Here is a 19,637-nt window from a genome sequence, read left to right as displayed (position 1 = left end):
AATTTAGAGTGATATATCTTCAAGTTCTGCGGAAAGTAAGGATGGCATTAAATGACTACCACCAGTACCAGACCGATCACCTTTGAGCAATATCTGACTTATGATGACAGCACAGACAGGCGTTTTGAATTTGATCATGGGAAATTGGTGGAAATGCCTCCAGCAACTAGACTTCATAACCTTGTGATGATGTTTTTAGCTTTCTGCTTGCAAACAGAAATTAAAAATTCCCATTATGCGTACTGCGTTTCTGTGAATAGCACAGAAATCTTCAATGGTTGCAGAACTCGTCGTCCAGACATTTTGGTGATGACGATCGCCCAGTCGCAGAGTTTGGGAAATCAGCCAGACATCTTATACAGTCCATGTTTGCTTGTGGTTGAAGTTGTCAGTCCCACCTGCCGTTCTGTCGATACCATCGAAAAGCGTGATGAATATGCAAAATTCGGTATTGCCGAATATTGGATCGTGGATTTTACCTTGGGTATCTTTTCAGTTTTAACTTTGGAGGATGGAGTTTATATCGAGAAAATTTACAAACAAGATGAACTAATTAACTCCAACCTATTTCCTAAGATTTCCTTGACGATGAATCAGGTGATGCAGAGCGTTTAAACTATAGTCATAGCTACATCTCTAACCAACTAAATAATTCGCCAACTCTAAGTTGGAATCCTTCTGCAAAATCTGGTACAGGTAAGAGGTCACTCTTATCTTCAAATATAGCTAATGTGCGATCGCGAAAATAGACAAATACAATCTCTTCGTTGGGGGCGATTAACCAGCCCATCTGTGAGCCGTGATTGAGACAATAGAGAATATTGTGAATAACTTTAGTTTGGCTTTGGTCAAGTGAGAGAATCTCAATTGTCCAGTCTGGTGCGATCTCAAAAAGGTTTGATACTTTGCGATCGCGATCGCGGGGAATATGCTCCCAAACAAAGACTGAGATATCAGGAACAATTGATCTGCCGCCAAAGGTACAACGTAATTCAGAATAGGCGCGAGCAATGCGTTTATTTTTGAGGATTTGATTGACACTAGAACCAAGATCGAGTTGTAAAGTACTGTGTTTTCCTTGGGGCATTGGTTTTTGAATGATGTCACCATCAATGAATTCGCTAGCAGGTTTAGTCTCAGGAATCTGGAGAAACTCAGTAAGGGTCAAAGGTTTGGTTGGAGTTTGAACCATTGCTGTTGCTACTATTGCTATAGTTTGCTGTAGATTATAGGCTATAGATATTCTAGCGTTTTATTCACGGCTTGCTGATCAATGAATTTTGAAGCTGACTTAAATCTCACACTCCGCGCCCGCTATCCTTTGATTTACATACCTTCAGCCGAAGAGGAACGAGTCGAAGCCGTGATTACTAACGTGGCAAAATCCTTAGGACGCAGCATATTTGCATGGGATTTTGTCGATGGTTATCAGTCCAATCCCACTGATGCAGGGATGGGTAAGCGTAATCCTTTGCAGGCTCTAGAATTTGTCGATAAAATTCCCAAAGGCGCGGTGTTTGTATTGCGGGATTTTGATCGCTTTCTTGACGATGTAGCGATCGCGCGTAAGCTCAAAAATCTTGCGCGTAGACTCAAAAGTGAAGCCCAAAATATTATTGTGCTTGCCTCACAGATTAATATTCCCGATAGCCTCAGTGAATTTTTCTCAATTTTAGAATTTCCACTTCCAAATCCTAGTGAATTAAGAACAGAAATCGAACAAATTGTCTGTTCTGTTAGTTATGCTAATCCAACTTGCGATATTCAACTAGACAAACAAGCGATCGACGATCTTGTTCGCGCTGGACAAGGCTTATCTCTTGAGAAAATGAGGCGTGTGCTAGCAAAAGCGATCGCAGAAAATGGTCGCTTACGTCCCGACGATGTCGAGTTAATTCTCGAAGAAAAACGCCAAAGCATTCGCCAAACTCAGATTTTAGAATTCTATCCATCGACAACAGAAATTAGTGATATCGGAGGTTTAGACAATCTCAAAGAATGGTTACTGCGTCGAGGTAGTGCCTTTAGCGATCGCGCCCGTAAGTATGGACTTCCCCATCCACGCGGATTACTACTTGCAGGGATACAAGGTACTGGCAAATCCCTCACAGCTAAGGCGATTTCCCATCATTGGCATTTACCACTGCTGCGCCTAGATGTTGGTCGTCTCTTCGCTGGTCTAGTCGGCGAGAGTGAATCTCGCACGCGTCAAATGATTCAGTTGGCTGAAGCTCTTTCTCCTTGCGTATTATGGATTGATGAAATCGATAAGGCGTTTGCGGGAACTGATGGCAGAGGCGATTCAGGGACAACTAATCGTGTATTCGGCACGTTCCTCACATGGATGGCAGAAAAGACTTCACCTGTATTTGTGGTAGCGACTGCAAATAATATTCGCACCTTGCCGCCCGAATTATTGCGAAAGGGCAGATTTGATGAGGTGTTTTTTGTGGGCTTACCCAATCAAGAAGAGCGATCGCAGATTTTCTCGGTGCATGTAAGCAAATATCGCCCACACAATACTCGTGCCTACGACATTGATCGCCTCGCTTACGAAACGCCAGATTTCTCAGGGGCAGAAATCGAGCAGGGCATTATCGAAGCAATGCATATCGGTTTCAGCCAAAATCGCGACTTTACTACAGATGATATTCTCGAAGCTGCTAGTCAAATTGTGCCATTGGCGCAAACTGCTCAGCAGGAAATTCAAGTTCTCCAAGAATGGGCTGAGTCAGGCAAAGCAAGGCTTGCTTCGCGACAGAATGTATTCAATAAGTGAAACTTAAAAGTGAGTGGTGGCGCGAAACGCCGCCACTCACTTTTAAGTTAGAGAGCTATATCACCTATTTTAAGAACTTTGCCAGCCTCTATTATGGGAATGCGTGTATTCAGAGCAAGGCGATAAAAATGATTGAAACGCGATCGCTCTATATTTGCTGGTAAAGATGCTTCTCTTTGGCGAGTAAAAATCTTTTGAAATTCAGGATAAACTTCGCCAGTTAACGTGTCACGGGTGGGCACAGGACAACGTTGACAGGGATTTGTGCCGAAAAACTGAACATCGCCAATTTTAAAGGGAACTGTTTCACCAGCTTTAGCAAATAAATGATCTTCCCAAAACGGTTCGGTATCAGCAATTTCTAAGTTAGTGCGGAAGCGATCGCGAATTTGCTCAAGACTGATTTGGGGGCTTGCATACCAACCCTGCACAGTGGCAAGAGTTGCCTCTGAGATTACAGTTGCGCCCCATGCTTCAGGATCATCAGGAAATCCATTACTAACATTTTGACGAAGTTCTACAGGTTGCTCAAAAAATTTGCTTAGCCAGTCAGTAAGCGCAATGCGATCTCGATCTAAATGAAAAGTGAATACTTCTTGTTGCCCTTGGATTTGCAAATGCACTAACCGATCGCCTAATTCGTACTTTGCTCTAATTAAATGAATCTTAGAATAGCGCTTGGCATTGATGTATTTTCCGTTTTTATCAAACATGGCAAATTCGCGATCGCCTTTTAATGCGCCACCACCAGATATCTCGACTGCATCTAAAGCGATCGGGTCTAGCGATTTGACTGGGAAAATCAGGATTTTACTTAGCTTTGCCATAAAAATGATGAAGTGATTTTTTGATCTTAAAATCAAACGGCGATCGCTGCTTCCAGACTGCTAATAATATCTTCTTTTCTAATCCCTGCGGCAATCAGAGCAGTGGTTAAGCCTTCTTCAAAGTTATCTTCTTCGATGATGATTTTATTTTCGACTAAACGGGCGTGAAATAAAATTGTGTCCATCCAGCGCTGTTTGTCCCAGCCAGTAGCGAGAACGAGAAAATGACCAGATTCGATATCGCAGACAGGATAAAGTTTAATTGCTTGTAAGCGGGGTTGAGCGATCGTTGCTTCTTGTAGAGTCTTTTTAAGAATATCTACATGGCTTAATAGGTTATCCATTGCAGAATTGCCTCCTGATCGGGTTCGTAAACTAGTAAATTGATTTTATTGCGTTGGATGGCTAGTTGAAAAATAGGCTTTTGAAAGTGCTTAATATAAACGGATTGGCTAACTGCTAGGAATAATTCCCTTTCGGGTTCTTGTACATCTAAAGCCCATTGATAAAGTTGAATCTGTCCCATCGTTTTTTCGAGTTCGCTAATCACAGAATCAGCATCAAAATCTTTGACCTCTACGGCGATTTTACGATTTTCTTTTTCCGCAGTTAAAAACTTTTCGGCTCCTAGATCGGCTTTCAAAAGCGTTTGTTCCAAAACTAAAATCAAGGGATCATCCGTAATTGTCCACCCGTCTTTTTCGAGTGTGTGACGTAATGCAAAATGCAAACTATCTCTTCTAGACATTTGGAATTTCAGTATAGTATTAGTCACACAAGTCGGCACTGGTTCCGCCATATGAGGAAGTAAAAGCCAAGCATAGTAAGGGTTATGGTTTTAATTAAAAGAATCTTGTATGGCAGTAACCTAACACAAAAACAGGGTGTACACGCACTTTTGCTCAAAAACCACGTTAACCAGCTTTGACAACAGATTCCTACACTCCTTGCTTAATAAGACTTTCTGCTCCTCACTGGGCGGAACCAGCACCTTAGAGGGGCAGAGATAGAGAATAATTAAGTATTACAAGTGATGTTACGTGGAAAGAAAAATGCACCACATCCCCCAACCCCTTCTCCTTGCAAGGAGAAGGGGAGCCAGGGCTTTTTCTTGTTCCCCTCTCCTTTGCAAGGAGAGGGGCTAGGGGTGAGGTTTTAGAAACTTCCACGTAACATCAGTTACAAATCTAAGTTTTTCTCAGTCTACGCAGATCGATTTTGGCGCGAAGTTCATCTTTGATTCTTGCCAAGATTGAATCTTCATCTATGGTGTCCAAGATTCTTTTAACAACTGCTTTTGGTCCATCTGCTCCCCATGATGCGCCGTTGGCGAGATATTCCTTAGTGACTAGTCCGAGAGCGTAGGTAGAGAAACCTGCCACACCTGCTTGCGCGATCGCAACTGACACATAACCACCCAAAGTTAAACCACCAGTCACAGGTGCAGCGATACCCAGTAAACCTTTGAGGGAACTTAATCCAAATGTGGCAAGAAATTCGCTGGCACTAATGCTACCCATACCGATCGCAATTTTTTGCATCAGAGAAATTGCCCCCCGATTGCTCATATTTATGCCATAAAGCTTAGACAGCGCCACGATCATTGAAATATCGATAATTGCGGCACTAATGACATCAATTACAGTGAATGGGTTAACTGCGATCGCCACAGCTTGGGTAATTACACAATTCCAGATGATGCGATTAGCTTGGCGATCGCGAACAAACATTTTGCGCTGTACCACTCGCTCTTGCACCATATCCGCAAACATCATCGTGTTTAAAGCAATTAAAGATTTGCCTTCGCGATCGAGTACCTCCAGAATTTTTAGCTTTAAATCTTCGATTTGGGGCTTCCCATTGACTAGCTCGGCTTCAAAGGAGCCATCGGGCTGACGGATCGCTTTGGCTACCAATGGTGAAGCAGCAGTCATCACAATTTCATCTTCGGTTAATAGCTCTCTTACCCGTTCATCACGGATTTTGGCATAAATAGCTATACGATCTTCAGGCGGATATTGGTCGATTTTGTTGAAGACTAGCAAAATCGGTTTACTCGCCCCTCTCAGCTCCGACAGCGCATCATATTCAACTTTAGTGATATCGCCCGCGACGATAAATAAAATTAAATCGGCTTGCTGAGCAATCCGTTTCGCTAATTCTGCCCTGCCTTCACCATCCACCTCATCGATCCCAGGGGTGTCGATCAACTCGATTCTTGCCTCACCTCGTCCCTGAAATGAAGCTTTGAGAATCGTGCGATCGCCATTAGTTTGCATCGCCTCTCGTGATATCTGCCACTCTGCGGCTTGCCGACTTGTAGTCACCCCATGCAGGGGGCCAGTCTCAAAAACTTGACCACCCATCAGCGCATTAAGTACTGACGATTTGCCACGCCCCACCATACCAAATACTGCTATTTGCAGAACTTGACGCTCTAATTTATCCAGCATTAGCTGAAGCTCTTCTAGTGGCTCCTCTAGTCCGCGCCGCTCTCGTTCTGATAAGTCTAGGTTTGCGACAATATCTCTTAATGTACGCTGTGCTTGGCGATAATTTAGCTCCTCAAAAATCTCATCAAAGCTAAGAAAGTTTTCGTCTTGTTGCATAACATCGCTAAGTATAGCTACAGCTGTTAACTATTTTAGGACATAATCAAAACCCAGAGGTGAAGTTGCGGCGCGAAGCGGCACAACTTCACCTCTGGGTTTTAGGAACTATACTTATGTTATTCGAGTCTTAAATGGTAACAATATACGCACAAACTAGTCTGAAGCTGGTATAAAAAGGTTGTCTTTTTGCGTGAAATATTGTTAAAGTTGCCAGAAAGTTACTTTCGGACAATTGTTATCTTTGACTTTTAACTTTTCAAGGCTCATTCACACCGTTGTGCATCCCGAATCTCAAATAAACCTCATAATTATTATTGTAGCTAGGAGAAATATGTCCGTATTCAAGTCGTTGGTTAGTCTAGCAGCCACCGCAGGTGTCGCAGGGGCGATCGCTGTTAGTCCCATATTTACTCTCAAAGCTGAAGCCCTCACTGAAGCTCAAGTTTTGGAAAGATTGGGCAGTATTCCCATTTTCACGATTACTGATGATAAAGGCTCACCTCTTCTAGGTGCAGTTCCTCCGCAACCAAATGCAAAGCCTGATGATAGCCAGCTTTTGTTTTTCTTCCTTGGTCCCGACGAAGCCCAAATGATGCTCAGTCAAGTCCAAAAGTCGAATCCTGAAGTTGGCAAAAAGGCGCAAATCATTGTGCGATCGATGAATGATGCCTATAAAGTAATTCGTGAAAACAAAGACAAAAAAGTCGTATTCCAGTTTATCCCTGCTAAGGCAAGTATTGACTCAGCAAGGACAATCTTGACTTCGCAAGGAGTTGCGGCTGACAAAATCCCTAATGTGCCTGTTTTCTTCGCGATCGGTGGTCAAGCCAATAATCAAGGCTTACTAACCATGAGTATTGATCAAAATGGCAAGAAGGAACAAGTTGTGCCTTTCTTCCTTGATAAAACTGACTTGCAAAACTTGCTTGATCGGGCTAGCAAAGATCAACCCGATGTTACTAAGGCAACTAAGATTCAAGTTGCTTCACTCTTCCAAGTTCTAGACTCGATGGTGTCCAAGGATAATAAGCCTAACCCTGAAGTCGAACGCTTCCAGTTTGTACCCTCACGTTCTTCGTTTGAGTACATTCTCAAGAACACTAAGCAATCCGCTACACCTCAGGTAGCACCAGCTAAGAAATAAAAAAAGGGCGCGATGCGCCCTTTTCTTTAAAAAAATAGGAGCGCAATGCGCTCCTATTTTTTTTACCAGTCCCAATCAGAATCTTGATTATTACGTCCGCGACTATTTCCATAGCTAGTATCACGAGGATCGCGATCGCTATAATTTCGGCTCGGATAATCCCGTGAACCATAATCACGATTATCGCGGTCTTTGGGTGCTGAATAGTCGCGTCCCATCTCTCGGGAGATATCCCTTGATGGTTCACGAATATAGTCGCGATTATTAGAGCTTTCGCGGCTGTTATCGCGATTATTGTCGCGGTTCATATAGGCTGAAGGAGCCGCAGGTTTAGATTCAGGTGCGCCGCCAAAAGCAATCAAAAGGGGAAATCGTAGCAAATCTACGGCAATTAGTTCTTCAGACTCATCGATAACAACTAAAGGGCTTAGACCTTCCTTTACAAGGCGATCGCCTTTAGTGGCGAGTGGCTCAGGATCTTCAAATAGGGCAATACCCTTATCAGAGCCAAAATGCTCTCTGGTCAAGCCCAGACAATCTTGAAAACCTCGCCGCCATTCGCCAAGACGTTCGGGCGAGGTGGCGAGGACAAGTACGCGCAATTTTTCACCATAAACTGCTTTTAAAACTGAGATTGCTGCCGAAGTGACCAGAATATTTTGCAAGCGCGTTCCCATAGTGCGGATAGCGCCACGACCAGACTGCTCAAAAAACCATTTTGATACGCGATCGGCATGGACTTGCTCGAAGGTACGTCTGAGCTTCCATGCTGGCCCGTAGTAATCAGGCAAGGTGCGGTAACGCTCTAAAAGCTGATCGACTCTTTGTTTATACTCAGCAAAGGTTTGCTCCGATAGGCGTAATGGCTCAGCTTCCTTAACTGGTTGCTTGTCTATTGGGGCTACAGTTTCGGTGACAGGCTGAGGAGAGGTCGCTACAAGGTTTAGTTTTTCAGCGCTTGCCACTAAGTCTTGTAAGCTGCCAACCAGATAGTCTTTAAAACCTTGAACTCTTATAGCGATGTCTTGAGATGTGCCTGCATAGGTGCTAGTCATTTCTTTGTCAAGACGCTCTTTTCGCTTTTCAAGAACTGCGATCGCAGCTTGGAGTTCTTGCTTTTGATATTCCAGCCGAGCGACATCAGCTTGAGCTAACCGAATAATCCCTGCCTGTAAATCGTCTAACTGGTCTTGTAGGATTTTAGACTTGATATTTTTAAGGCTCTCTAGCTCTCCCCTAAGCTCAGATTCTTCTTGCTTAAGTTGATTAATGATGGTTAGTATTTCTGAAGTATTGAAACTATCTTGTGGCTGTGCCTCTGGTTCAGTTTCTGAGATAAGTGCCTTAATTTCTAAGCTTTTAGATTCAATGGCTTCGCTATTATCATCAGTCGATTGATCGCCTCGATTGTCAAATAGAGATTGCTCTATGTGGATATTTTCATCTATTGACTCACCAACGACTTCAACGAACTCATTGTCTGATGTGTTTACTAATGATGCGATCGCTTCAGGGGGTTTTTCTTGGTGAGATTGATCTAAATTTTCTTTTAAATTTTCTTCTACAGGCAATTGATCGGACTCCATAAAGTTCTCATCGCATCGGACTTTCCTATTTTATACCAATTTCTAATGCAGAATTTTACTAGCCTACATTCAGTAGGTGATTTGGGCAAAAAATATTTATCCCTAAAGAATGAGGGCTTCAGACAGCCTATTCTCAAATCTTCAGAGCAATCAAGGGATTAAGGAGCTACGCTTTGCCCAAAAACTAATTGAATGGAAGGGGAAAGCTATGCTCCACTATTGGGACGAATCAAAACGATAGGAGTCTGTTCAGCAGCATTCCCCGCAGGATTCATTAACAAAGCTTGATTGAGAAGTTTCTCAGATACACCTGAAGTCGATGCTAACACCTTCACACGTCGCAAATCGTTTACATCCACGATCGCTGCTTCTAGTCCAGTCCCTGATTTGATTTCATCAACTACTGTCTGAGGATTTTTTGGCCCTAGAACAATAAATTGGTCATAGGGAGGCAAAGTCCCTGTCACATCATCAATCAGTCTTGCTTGATCACCAGCCAGCATATAAAACACCCCTGGCATTCGTAAAAATGCTTTGGCTAAAGCCCCGACAATAAATGCAAAAGCAACTCGCCACGCACCCGACTCATTAATCAATGATTGTAAACCGCAAGCAGTGGCGAGACTAGAAGTGCTTTTAAAGTAATAACAAAGACGCTTAGCTAACCACTTAGGCTTAATGTCACTGGGGTGGTAAAAATTTCCTTGCATAATCGCGATCGGTGTCTCAGCGATCGTGACGATATCACCTGCTTGGGCATGACTCATCACATAGCGCTGCATCACTTCAACTGGATTATCTCCCGCTGACAAGATATGTGTGCGGATGGGCAATACATCTGCATCAGGGGTAGGTCGCCAGCGCTCTCTTTGATTGGCATCAGGAAACTGTAAGGGAATAATGCAATGTTTGACTTTTTCTTCGCGTCCTGCTGGTCCGTAGATAGTGTAATGAACTCGTACCCATACAGTCTTTAGTTCTTCTAAGTTTTTGCCACTTAGGTCAACCTGAATCTCAACACCTGTACTGTGATTGGGAGTAACAATATATGACTCCCAATAATTATCGTTGCGACTAGCAGAATTTGGATGACGCGATCGCAACTCTACTTTGCTATCAATGCCATCGAGGCTATCGCTTGACAACATCGAGATCACAGGATTTACTTCAACTAGAAAGACATCCAGATTACGAGTTTTATTGGTTGCTGTAAGTAATAACTCAATTCGATAGCGTTCTGGCTCGTAGGTCAAAAATTGCCACTGTCCGCTATCAAACTCTAGTAAGTTTCCTTGACGAGTCTTGTATTGCCACTCAAACAATAACCACAGCAGCAAAACCAGACCAGACAAAACCGCGATCGCAATACCCACACCAATCAAAATATTCATAAGCCTTAAATACCTACTTCCTAATCTTTAAGTCCTAAGGATAATGAACAATTTTGTTGTGGCGCGGCTTCGCCGTGCCACAACAAAATTGTTCATTACCTCTAATCCCTACTAATGGATTGCTTGAGAGTTTTGCAAAGTTCAGCAATCGCATGTAAGCCACCATCAGGTTCTGCAAGCTTTCTAACCATCGCACTGCCAACAATCGCACCATCTGCGTTCCAGTCAATTACCTGTTTAGCATGTTCAGGCTGCGAGATGCCAAAGCCAACGGCGATCGGTTTGTCCGTAATCACCCTCAGTTGCTCGATCATCGTTTTTACTCCCTTAGCAACTTCGGTGCGCACGCCTGTAACACCCGTAGCACTAACTACATAGATAAAGCCTTGAGACTTCTCCGCGATCGCTGCTACGCGATCGGGTGGGCTAGTCGGAGCAATTAACAAAATCACTTCAATTCCTGCTTTTTGAGCAGGTTCTAGCAAAACATGAGATTCTTCTAAGGGTAAATCGGGAACAACTAAACCGCGCACTCCCGCTTCATAAATTGTTTGCAAAAACTTGGCTACACCTATATTCAAAATCGGGTTGTAGTAAGTGAATAAAATAATTGGCGATCGCAGTTCTGGGGCAACAGTTCGCACAACATCTAAAACTTTTTCTAAGGTCGTCCCATTTCGCAAGGCTCTGGTAGCTGCGGCTTGAATTACTGGCCCATCTGCCAATGGATCTGAGTAAGGAACACCAAGCTCGATCATGTCCGCGCCGTTTTGATCTAAGACCCGCAGAGCCTTTGCTGTTGTCTCTAAGTTAGGATCGCCAGCCGTAATAAATGGAATCAGCGCGGCTTGCCCTTTAGCTCGCAGTTCTTCAAATCGAGCGGAAACGGATATCATGACGTAAAAATTCCCACAAAGTGTAGTCCCGTATTATAGTAGCGCCTCATGGCTACTTGTTACTGATCCCCGCTAAAGGCTCTAGAAACCCCAAAATCGGTTTTTTGAAAGCCAGCCTAAGGCTGGCTTTCAAAAAACCGATTTTTACAAAGAGAATTGTAGTCACAGGTGGGGCAAACCACAATAAATTTAGAGTCAGCACTTGGTGCTGACTCTAAATTTATTGTGGTTTACATTTTCCAGCGCGAATTAGTCCGACTCGTTTGGCGATCGCTTCACTCTGAGAGGCAAAAGCACCCCAAGTTTCCACAGAATCCAGAATTTCGTCGTTGCGATCGCTTTTGACGATCTCGCAAATGCCCGTATCACGCTTACAAATAAACCATTGCTCTGAATCTGTGCGATCACCGAGATCTTTTGAGTTGTCAATTTGAGCTGACATAGGATTTATCACAGTACTAAATTACATAAATACTAAAGTTTACCGAAGACGAACTCTAATATTTATGTAATTTAACAGGTTGCATCGCGTCCCCAAACGTAGTAAAAGAAAGCATAGATTTGTTAAGCTTTTGTAAGATATTGCAGATTACTTAAGAAATCCTAAATAACTACAAATATTAAAAAATGGCGTTAACTACGGCGCAAGTCTTTGGAGAATTTACAGAAAATTTTTCTGAAAGAAGCGAATTTTTGGTTCTAGGTTTTTCTCCATCGTCTTTACCAATCCAACTACGTTGGAAGACCAATGGGCTTTCGGCTGATTTTCTAGGAGATTATGTCAAGAACTTTTTCCCTGGAGATACTAGTGCTGCTTTAAGCAAACAAACTGAAGTACGTCATGCAGTTAGCTTTGTCGCTAATGAATTGCTAGAGAATGCAATGAAATATAGTGATAAAAGTGCAGGACAACCAGTCAATCTAGAAGTACATCTATTTAGCGATCGCCTAATATTTGTATCAAAAAATAGTGTTCACCAAGATGCGATCGCAGATTTTCAGACCTATTTGCAGCAAATTACTACTAGTGATATTGGTGAAATGTACATAAACCAAGTCGAGAAAAGTTCTGATAATGATGAATCCGAAAGTTCTGGGCTTGGCTATTTGACGATGATCATGGACTATGATGCAGTTCTAGGATGGAAGTTTGAACAGATTTCTAATAAGCCAGCCACAATAGTGACAACAATGGTGCAGTTGCCCCTGTAGCCGAATATTTAACAAAATTATTAGGTTAATCCCTAGTGAAGTTTTTAGAAAATATGAATCAAATTTTTTATCAGGAGAATTTAAATAATGGAAGTTAAAGGAGATGACTATCGTGTCTGGTATGAACAATCAGATACAGTTATCTATTGTCAAGGATCTTTACGTTTAGCAGGGACAGAAGAATATGCTCCAATTGTGCAAGTTTTAGAGAATGTAATTGCACAAAGCCCCAAAAAGATCACCTTAAATCTTTGTCAGTTAGAGTTTTTAAATAGTTCAGGTATTAATGTCCTATCTAAATTCGTGATCAAAGTTCGTCAAAAAGAAACAATTAAGATCACAGTACAAGGCTCTGAAAGTATACCTTGGCAGGGGAAATCCTTGAAAAACTTGCAGAGACTAATGCCTGCGCTTAAGTTGGAATGGATTTAGCCAAAAACAAAAAGACCAAGCGGGCGCTTGGTCTTTTTGTTTTTTAGCTTAAGAAGCGATAGCTGTAAGTTTAACAATAGTTTCTTTGCGAATAGTCTCTAAAAGATTTTGGATTAAGTCTGGTGAAACATGACCAGTATCAACCTCGCGACCTGCAACTTGCGACAAAAATGTCAAAATCTGTTTTGGCAAAATTAATGTTAGTCCATTTTTAAGATGCAGTTCTAATTTACAAGCTCCTGTAACTACAGGGTAAATACTGTATTGATTTAATCCATTGATAAACTGTCCGCCAGCATCGAAATAGCTCAATTGTAAATATCGATAGCTAGGGGTTTGACTACCATAACCATATAGTTCTTGTTTGATGAACGTAGAAAGCTCAATAGCGTTATTAGCATCTGCAAATGCCAAACATTTCTCTAATGCATGGGTTAGTGGCAACTTATTGATCGCTTCTTCCAATTCTAGACGCGATTCTAAGGCGGCTAAAATATTGTCTAAACTAAAGGGAATGCGAGTTTCGGAAACTGACATGATGATCTGCATTGATAAAGCTATCTTTAGTAAAACTAAGATATAAAACTCAGAAAGTAAAGACAAATGCTGGGCTTTACGGGACTTCTCATTTTAAAGAATGATTTTGATGAAAGTTTGCCGACGACGGGCATTAATCAAAACCGATTTCAGGGATTTCAGAGCCTACGGTTCTGAAATCCCTGAAATCGGTTTTGATGAGCTATGTGATGATCAGCTAAAATGATAATCAAAGTTATTCTTGCCTAAAGTCCATGATCACTTCCGATCGCATTGTTAAACAAGAAATTACACCAGACATTATTGATGTAGATGTCCCCAAACGCGGGATGCCAGTTACGATCATTACAGGGTTTTTAGGCAGTGGCAAGACCACCTTGCTTAATCACATTTTACAAAACCAGCAGGATTTAAAGGTTGCGGTTTTAGTAAATGAGTTTGGTGATATCAACATTGATAGTCAATTGTTAGTTTCTGTCGATGAAAACATGATGGAACTAAGCAATGGTTGTATTTGTTGCACTATCAATGATGGTCTAGTTGATGCTGTTTATAGTGTCCTTGAAAAAGGCGATCGCATTGATTACATGATTGTCGAGACTACTGGTGTTGCCGATCCTTTGCCAATCGCTCTAACATTTTTAGGCACTGAGCTACAGCACTTAACTCGCCTAGATTCAATTCTGACTGTAGTTGACTCCGAAGCTTTTACATCTGATCACTTTAATAGTGATGCAGCCTATGCTCAAATCATGTATGGCGATATTATTATTCTTAATAAAACCGATCTGGTTCCCGAAGAAAAACTTCAAGAGCTAGAAACATACATCAACACAAATAAAACTAAAGCCAGAATTTTGCGATCTCATTTAGGTGTTGTCCCATTACAGTTAATTCTGGATATTGAGATCGACCAATCAGCGATCGCTGCTACTAAAGAGTCTAGTCAAGAGGCTGATCATCACGAACATGGCGACCACGCCCACCACGACCACGATCATGATCATGTCCATGAACATATCCATGATGCCAACTGCCAGCATGATCATCACGACCATGATCATCATCATTCTAATCATCTAGAAAACGACGGTTTTATATCAATTTCATTTCAAAGCGATCGTGCTTTTGATCTTGATAAATTTCAAAACTTTCTTGACAAACAATTGCCAATCGATGTTTTCCGCGCCAAGGGTATTTTATGCTTCGCCAATATCGACAGCCGCTATGTCTTTCAACTCAGTGGCAAACGTTACGAACTCAAGACAGATGATCGCGGTAAGTCTTTAAATAATCAACTAGTGATCATTGGTCGTAATTTACACCGTGAAGAACTTCTATCAAAACTTACAGACTGTCTCGTCTAAATCAGGCAATAATGGGCAGCGGCTTCGCGCGGCTCATTATTGCCTCTTAAGGACTGAAAAAAGCACCTTTACTGGTGCTTTTTTTGATTAGGCGTGAACAGCTATGCGATCGCATAGCTGTTCAGCTTGAATTACCCCCTCAACTCTGTCAACAGGTGCTCCATCCTTAAACAAAACCAATGTTGGCAAAGCATAAACCTTATACTGCGAGGCTAGATCAGGATAATTATCAGTATTGATCTTCACAATCTGAACTTTGTCCTTCATCTTTTCACTAACTTTGTCCAAAATCCCTGTCATAAGCTGACAAGGTCCACACCAAGGCGCATAAAAGTCTACAAGTACAGGCAATTCTGAACTCTCCAACAATTCGTCAAAACTACCAAATTGCTTTTTTACTGACATGTGGCGATCGCTCCTCTAAAAACTCAATTCTATAACAATTGCCATAAAAGTAGGAGAGACGCAATACAGCAATTCTTCTTATGAAACTGATTTTGGTGTTTCCAGCAACTTTGGATCTGGAAATACCAAAATCGTTTTTGAAAGCCGATTTTTATAATGAGAATTGCTGTACGCAATATTTCTTTCCTATCTTTATGTTGGTTTTAATATTTTTTGTCGCAAAGGTTACATCGCTAGGCTAAAATTGTCACTGGCTATTACTCAACCTGCAATGATCTCTAGTAACGATTTCCGACCCGGTGTAACAATTGAACTTGATGGCGAAGTCTGGCGTGTAGTTGAATTTTTACACGTAAAACCAGGCAAAGGTTCCGCATTTGTTCGCACCACGCTAAAAAGCGCGATGACAGGTAAGACCTTAGAAAAAACCTTTAGGGCTGGCGAAACACTCCCTCAAGCGGTTCTAGAAAAAAGCTCAATGCAGCACACCTATAAAGAAGGCGATGATTATGTCTTTATGGATATGCAGAGCTTTGATGAAGCTACATTAACTACTGCCCAGATAGGTACTCGCGTCAAGTACATCAAAGAAGGGATGGAAGTCAATGTCGTACGCTGGGGCGAAAGAATCATTGAAGTGGAATTGCCCAACACAGTTGTCCTCGAAGTAATCGAGACTGATCCTGGTTTAAAGGGTGACACAGCGACAGGCGGTAGCAAATCTGCAAAAGTGGAAACTGGTGCATCAATCAATGTTCCTCTGTTTGTGAACATTGGTGATCGCATCAAAATTGATACTCGTGAAGACACGTATTTGGGGCGTGAAAATTAGGTGGAATTTAGCTTAGAGCAAGTACGTGAATTAGTCACGATTCTAAATAAGACAGATATTACCGAACTGACTCTAGAATCAGGCGATGTCCGTCTGAGCATCCGTAAAAGCGAAAATAGAGTTGTCGCACCTGTGGTAATGCCAACTGCCGTTGCCTCGGCAATTTCTTCAACTGCGATCGAGAATACTACTGCTAGCACAGTGCCACATACCACGACGATCGCTGATTCTCTTCCAGCCAAAAAACTGATAGAAATTACCTCGCCCATGGTTGGTACGTTCTACCGTTCTCCTGCCCCAGACGAGTCCCCTTTCATTGAGATTGGCGATACTGTCAAAAAAGGCAACACAGTTTGCATCATCGAAGCAATGAAACTAATGAATGAGATCGAATCAGAGGCTTCTGGCAAAATTGTAGAGATACTAGTGGAAAATACTCAACCAGTTGAGTATGGTCAAGTTTTAATGCGAATCGAAGCGAGTTAAAGATTAGACTCAATTACTCATAAGACATAGAAAAGGCGGCACTTTGTGCCGCCTTTTCTATGTCTTATGGCAATCCTAGAGCACACCTAAGAGATATTGCTTTTAATTGTAAACAATTGTTACGATGTCTGCATCAAACATTGAGTAACTCCTTCAGAGGAAATCATGGAAACCAAATTCGACTTTAGTGGCAAAAACCTTTTTACACCGATCGCTTTTCGCGAAGACTTTAATCAGTTTGCTCGCTTAAGTGAAACCCAAGCTTGGTCAATGTTTTTTACAGCAAGCCGCGAAGACAATGCATTGGGATTTAGTAAAAGCATTGGAAGATTTTGGACAGGACTAGTTATTGCCTCAGTCGTCGAAGCAATGCTCGGTGTTACCATTTTTCATGTTTTTTAAAATGTTTGTTGATGTTCAAATCTTGATGCCGCCAACCTATTTGGCAATCAAGATTTGAACTCTACTGAGTTTAAGCTTTGCGAACATTTTTGATCAACCAGTTAAATTTTGCTTCGGCTAATTCTAAGTTACCCAACATAGATTGACCAAATCCACCAAAATGTGATTCTAAGTTGTCAATATCGTAGCCATATCCAAGACGACTAACTGTACCGCGCAGACGATCAGAAAGGCAAAGGCAAATAGCGCGATAAAATCGCGACGCAAAATTTATATCCTGTTGAAGTTTGGACAAGAGTTGAACTCTTGGTATTGATAATACGATGCTTTCCTCCAGCGATCGCACACTAGCAAGAGGTGGTCTAGTGTCAATAAAAGATACTTCACCAACGATTTCTCCTTCAGAAATTTTGGCTAGTTCTTTGTGATCTTGCGATTCAATAGCTACACTGAACGATCCACTCACAACGATATATAGAGCTTCACTAATTTGACCTTCTCGAATCAGTAGGCGATCGGGGGCAATTGTCTCGCTTTTTCCTTTCTGGACAAGCCAGTCAAGGTCACTATTATTGAGTTCGCTAAAGAAAAGTAAAATTTTCTTCACATTTAACCTCGGTAACTGGATAAAACTTAAGAAGTCATATTCTTGCAGATTCTTTCGTAAAAATAGTAATGCAAATCAAAAAATTTAAGAAATAGTATTTTTAAATTTTTATAGCTATCTGAGTAATGCTTAATCCTAAAATAAAGGCGGCGTGAAGAGCCGCCTTTATTTTAGGATTAAGTTACAAAATTAGCATCATTTTTAAGGTTTTAGGCTTAGATAAATCTCCTTCAAATAGGATTTTGCAATTGGCATGAAGATGTCGGGCAATGTGGTACAAAGACTCAATTTCATCTTGAGCGCCGATTTTGATGGCAATTTCTTCCAGTGAGAGAGACACATTTGAAGTTGTCAAAGCTTCAACAAGTTTCATTTGTAAAGCAAGTACTTTTGCGCCAGCTTTTTTACCTGCTTCAACCCCAGGTTGATGGTAAGCATTGATATTCACCAATGAAGCATAAAAACTAACAGCTCTCTCATACAGAGCAATTAATGCTCCTACCGTAAGCTCAGAGACAAATGGGATCGTCACTGTAATTGAGTCTCGACCGTTTTCATACAGAGCACTCCGAGTACCTTGAAGAAACCCTAGTAAATAATCACCAGAGACGACTCCTTCTTCAACTTCGGGATGTGGTTTTGCCGAGTCTTGTAAAACTTCGATAAAAGTTGCAAAAAAGTTAGGGACACCTTCGCGCAGTTGCTGCACATAGGCATGTTGATCAGTAGATCCTTTGTTGCCGTAGACCGCAATCCCTTGATAGACAATATTGCCGTCAAGATCTTTCTCTTTACCGAGAGATTCCATCACCAGTTGTTGTAGATATCGACTAAACAACAAAAGTCGATCCTTATATGGCAAGACAACCATATCTTTTTCACCCTTGCCATTGCCTGTGAAGTACCATGACATTGCTAGAAGAGCCGCAGGGTTTTGTCGAATATCCTCAATGCGTGTCGCGGCATCCATCAAACCTGCTCCACGCAACATTTCGCGAATGTCAATTCCTTGCAGAGCCGCAGGTACTAAACCCACTGCTGAGAGCTCCGAAGTTCTGCCGCCAATCCAGTCATACATGGGGAATTGATCGATCCAGCCATTAGCGATCGCATATTTCTCCAATGCACTACCGACACCTGTAATTGCGATCGCATGTTTCGCAAAATCCAAGCCTGCTTTTTTAAAGGCAAACTCAGCTTCTTTCATGCCATTTGCTGCTTCAGGAGTACCGCCAGACTTGGAAATCACCAACACTAATGTAGTGCTAAGGCGATCGCCCAATAGGTCAAGCACTAAGTCGATTCCATCAGGATCAGCATTATCAATAAAGCTGATTTTGAGGGGTACATCCGCCTTAGCAAAACATTGGGCAACAAATTGTGGCCCTAAGGCTGATCCACCAATGCCAATCGAAAGAATATCTGTAAACTTTGGTGCACTTGGTGGGTGAATGATCCCCGTATGTACCTTCTTTGTAAAATCTTCTATGCGATCAAGAGTCTCTGTAATATCTCTGCGCAATTCTTCTGTAGGGGCGATTTCAGGCGACCTCAGCCAGTAATGCCCCACCATCCGTTGCTCATCAGGATTGGCGATCGCTCCTAACTCTAGGGCTTTCATATCAGCAAAAGCCCTAACAAACTTAGGTTGTATCTGTGTCACAAAGTCTGGCGTAAACCTGATCCGACTGATATCCACGTACAGACCCAACTCTGAATGGTAGTACAGCCAGTCTTGATAACGTTGCCACAGTTCCACAGCCGAACTCATACGAACCTCACTTTGCTCTTTGTGAATAGCTTACAGCGCTTTGCGCTGATGTAAAAACCAATATTTTTGTTGAAAGGGTTGCTTTGCAACCCTTTCAACAAAAATATTGTGTTAAAACTTCATACAAATTGTTGTAAATGTGAATAGCTTAAATATGCATAACCTTTGGTTACGCACCAAACCAATCGTAAGTGATAATTAGCAACCTTGTTGCTGTTATTCCTACAGATTGCGATCAACTTTAGATTTCAGTAATTCTCATTAAGCGTATTTTTTGAAAGCTAGTCGCAGGATAAGTACCTGTGCAGAATAAATTACCTCAACCCGTAAGATTTCGCCCCAGCGGGGCGA

The 19,637-nt window shown here is 41.9% G+C and carries 22 protein-coding genes; 9 read left to right on the top strand and 13 right to left on the bottom strand.

What is annotated here, in order from left to right; genetic code table 11:
* Window positions 1–51: 51 nt before the first annotated feature.
* Window positions 52–615 carry a Uma2 family endonuclease gene (locus tag PseudUWO311_RS15920; protein ID WP_142656233.1) on the top strand — a complete coding sequence of 188 codons (564 nt, stop codon included), beginning with the start codon at window positions 52–54 and terminating at the stop codon, window positions 613–615.
* 13 nt (window positions 616–628) lie between these two features.
* Here the strand turns inward: PseudUWO311_RS15920 and PseudUWO311_RS15915 are convergent, their stop codons facing one another.
* Window positions 629–1,192, bottom strand: a complete 564-nt coding sequence (locus PseudUWO311_RS15915) for a Uma2 family endonuclease (RefSeq protein WP_142656232.1) — start codon at window positions 1,190–1,192, stop codon at window positions 629–631.
* 81 nt (window positions 1,193–1,273) lie between these two features.
* Here PseudUWO311_RS15915 and PseudUWO311_RS15910 point away from each other — a divergent pair, with 81 nt between their 5' ends.
* Window positions 1,274–2,779, top strand: a complete 1,506-nt coding sequence (locus PseudUWO311_RS15910; protein WP_142656231.1) for an AAA family ATPase — start codon at window positions 1,274–1,276, stop codon at window positions 2,777–2,779.
* Window positions 2,780–2,826: 47 nt separating this feature from the next.
* On the opposite strand, the gene PseudUWO311_RS15905 is transcribed toward PseudUWO311_RS15910, so the two are convergent.
* The 4 genes from PseudUWO311_RS15905 to PseudUWO311_RS15890 all read right to left on the bottom strand — a co-directional run bounded on the left by PseudUWO311_RS15905 (window position 2,827) and on the right by PseudUWO311_RS15890 (window position 6,215).
* Window positions 2,827–3,606 carry an MOSC domain-containing protein gene (locus PseudUWO311_RS15905; RefSeq protein WP_142656230.1) on the bottom strand — a complete coding sequence of 260 codons (780 nt, stop codon included), beginning with the start codon at window positions 3,604–3,606 and terminating at the stop codon, window positions 2,827–2,829.
* Window positions 3,607–3,638: 32 nt separating this feature from the next.
* The gene (locus PseudUWO311_RS15900) at window positions 3,639–3,950 is read right to left on the bottom strand and encodes an element excision factor XisI family protein (protein WP_142656229.1); all 312 of its coding nucleotides are present in this window, start codon (window positions 3,948–3,950) and stop codon (window positions 3,639–3,641) included.
* Entirely contained in the window at window positions 3,935–4,354 is a 420-nt protein-coding gene (locus PseudUWO311_RS15895) for a XisH family protein (protein ID WP_142656228.1), read from the bottom strand. Before PseudUWO311_RS15895 ends, PseudUWO311_RS15900 begins: the two co-directional genes overlap by 16 nt.
* Before the next feature lie 439 nt (window positions 4,355–4,793).
* Window positions 4,794–6,215, bottom strand: coding sequence for a GTP-binding protein (locus PseudUWO311_RS15890; protein ID WP_142656227.1), 1,422 nt, complete (start codon window positions 6,213–6,215; stop codon window positions 4,794–4,796).
* A gap of 334 nt (window positions 6,216–6,549) precedes the next feature.
* Between PseudUWO311_RS15890 and PseudUWO311_RS15885 the strand changes: the two genes are divergently transcribed.
* Window positions 6,550–7,362: a Tic22 family protein gene (locus PseudUWO311_RS15885; RefSeq protein ID WP_142656226.1), complete on the top strand. Its 813-nt coding sequence runs from the start codon at window positions 6,550–6,552 to the stop codon at window positions 7,360–7,362.
* A gap of 62 nt (window positions 7,363–7,424) precedes the next feature.
* On the opposite strand, the gene PseudUWO311_RS15880 is transcribed toward PseudUWO311_RS15885, so the two are convergent.
* From PseudUWO311_RS15880 to PseudUWO311_RS15865, 4 genes are all read right to left on the bottom strand, one after another.
* Window positions 7,425–8,948: a DUF3086 domain-containing protein gene (locus PseudUWO311_RS15880; protein WP_142656225.1), complete on the bottom strand. Its 1,524-nt coding sequence runs from the start codon at window positions 8,946–8,948 to the stop codon at window positions 7,425–7,427.
* 206 nt (window positions 8,949–9,154) lie between these two features.
* Window positions 9,155–10,339, bottom strand: a complete 1,185-nt coding sequence (locus PseudUWO311_RS15875) for a F420-0:Gamma-glutamyl ligase (RefSeq protein ID WP_142656224.1) — start codon at window positions 10,337–10,339, stop codon at window positions 9,155–9,157.
* A 101-nt stretch (window positions 10,340–10,440) separates the two neighbouring features.
* Window positions 10,441–11,235 carry a tryptophan synthase subunit alpha gene (gene trpA, locus PseudUWO311_RS15870; protein ID WP_190303525.1) on the bottom strand — a complete coding sequence of 265 codons (795 nt, stop codon included), beginning with the start codon at window positions 11,233–11,235 and terminating at the stop codon, window positions 10,441–10,443.
* A gap of 220 nt (window positions 11,236–11,455) precedes the next feature.
* Window positions 11,456–11,677 carry a DDE transposase family protein gene (locus PseudUWO311_RS15865; protein ID WP_142656223.1) on the bottom strand — a complete coding sequence of 74 codons (222 nt, stop codon included), beginning with the start codon at window positions 11,675–11,677 and terminating at the stop codon, window positions 11,456–11,458.
* 185 nt (window positions 11,678–11,862) lie between these two features.
* Here PseudUWO311_RS15865 and PseudUWO311_RS15860 point away from each other — a divergent pair, with 185 nt between their 5' ends.
* Window positions 11,863–12,447, top strand: coding sequence for a DUF6272 family protein (locus PseudUWO311_RS15860; RefSeq protein ID WP_142656222.1), 585 nt, complete (start codon window positions 11,863–11,865; stop codon window positions 12,445–12,447).
* An 87-nt stretch (window positions 12,448–12,534) separates the two neighbouring features.
* The gene (locus tag PseudUWO311_RS15855) at window positions 12,535–12,879 is read left to right on the top strand and encodes a slr1659 superfamily regulator (protein WP_142656221.1); all 345 of its coding nucleotides are present in this window, start codon (window positions 12,535–12,537) and stop codon (window positions 12,877–12,879) included.
* A gap of 48 nt (window positions 12,880–12,927) precedes the next feature.
* On the opposite strand, the gene PseudUWO311_RS15850 is transcribed toward PseudUWO311_RS15855, so the two are convergent.
* A complete protein-coding gene (locus tag PseudUWO311_RS15850) occupies window positions 12,928–13,416 on the bottom strand; it encodes a hypothetical protein (RefSeq protein ID WP_142656220.1) in 489 nt (162 codons plus the stop codon).
* A 254-nt stretch (window positions 13,417–13,670) separates the two neighbouring features.
* Here PseudUWO311_RS15850 and PseudUWO311_RS15845 point away from each other — a divergent pair, with 254 nt between their 5' ends.
* Window positions 13,671–14,783 carry a CobW family GTP-binding protein gene (locus PseudUWO311_RS15845; protein WP_142656219.1) on the top strand — a complete coding sequence of 371 codons (1,113 nt, stop codon included), beginning with the start codon at window positions 13,671–13,673 and terminating at the stop codon, window positions 14,781–14,783.
* Window positions 14,784–14,870: 87 nt separating this feature from the next.
* On the opposite strand, the gene trxA is transcribed toward PseudUWO311_RS15845, so the two are convergent.
* Entirely contained in the window at window positions 14,871–15,188 is a 318-nt protein-coding gene (gene trxA / locus PseudUWO311_RS15840) for a thioredoxin (protein ID WP_142656218.1), read from the bottom strand.
* A 271-nt stretch (window positions 15,189–15,459) separates the two neighbouring features.
* Here trxA and efp point away from each other — a divergent pair, with 271 nt between their 5' ends.
* From efp to PseudUWO311_RS15825, 3 genes are all read left to right on the top strand, one after another.
* Window positions 15,460–16,020, top strand: a complete 561-nt coding sequence (efp, locus tag PseudUWO311_RS15835; RefSeq protein ID WP_142656270.1) for an elongation factor P — start codon at window positions 15,460–15,462, stop codon at window positions 16,018–16,020.
* Complete coding sequence (gene accB, locus PseudUWO311_RS15830) at window positions 16,021–16,506, top strand: acetyl-CoA carboxylase biotin carboxyl carrier protein (RefSeq protein ID WP_142656217.1); 486 nt, start codon at window positions 16,021–16,023, stop codon at window positions 16,504–16,506.
* Between the two features lie 165 nt (window positions 16,507–16,671).
* Window positions 16,672–16,908, top strand: coding sequence for a hypothetical protein (locus tag PseudUWO311_RS15825; protein ID WP_142656216.1), 237 nt, complete (start codon window positions 16,672–16,674; stop codon window positions 16,906–16,908).
* Window positions 16,909–16,978: 70 nt separating this feature from the next.
* Here the strand turns inward: PseudUWO311_RS15825 and PseudUWO311_RS15820 are convergent, their stop codons facing one another.
* Window positions 16,979–17,515, bottom strand: a complete 537-nt coding sequence (locus PseudUWO311_RS15820; protein WP_142656215.1) for a cyclic nucleotide-binding domain-containing protein — start codon at window positions 17,513–17,515, stop codon at window positions 16,979–16,981.
* Between the two features lie 181 nt (window positions 17,516–17,696).
* Window positions 17,697–19,286 carry a glucose-6-phosphate isomerase gene (locus PseudUWO311_RS15815; protein ID WP_142656214.1) on the bottom strand — a complete coding sequence of 530 codons (1,590 nt, stop codon included), beginning with the start codon at window positions 19,284–19,286 and terminating at the stop codon, window positions 17,697–17,699.
* Window positions 19,287–19,637 lie beyond the last annotated feature (351 nt).

The sequence above is a fragment of the Pseudanabaena sp. UWO311 genome (genome assembly GCF_006937785.1).
Lineage (GTDB): Bacteria > Cyanobacteriota > Cyanobacteriia > Pseudanabaenales > Pseudanabaenaceae > Pseudanabaena.
This window is presented reverse-complemented; position numbering and strand designations above follow the sequence as displayed.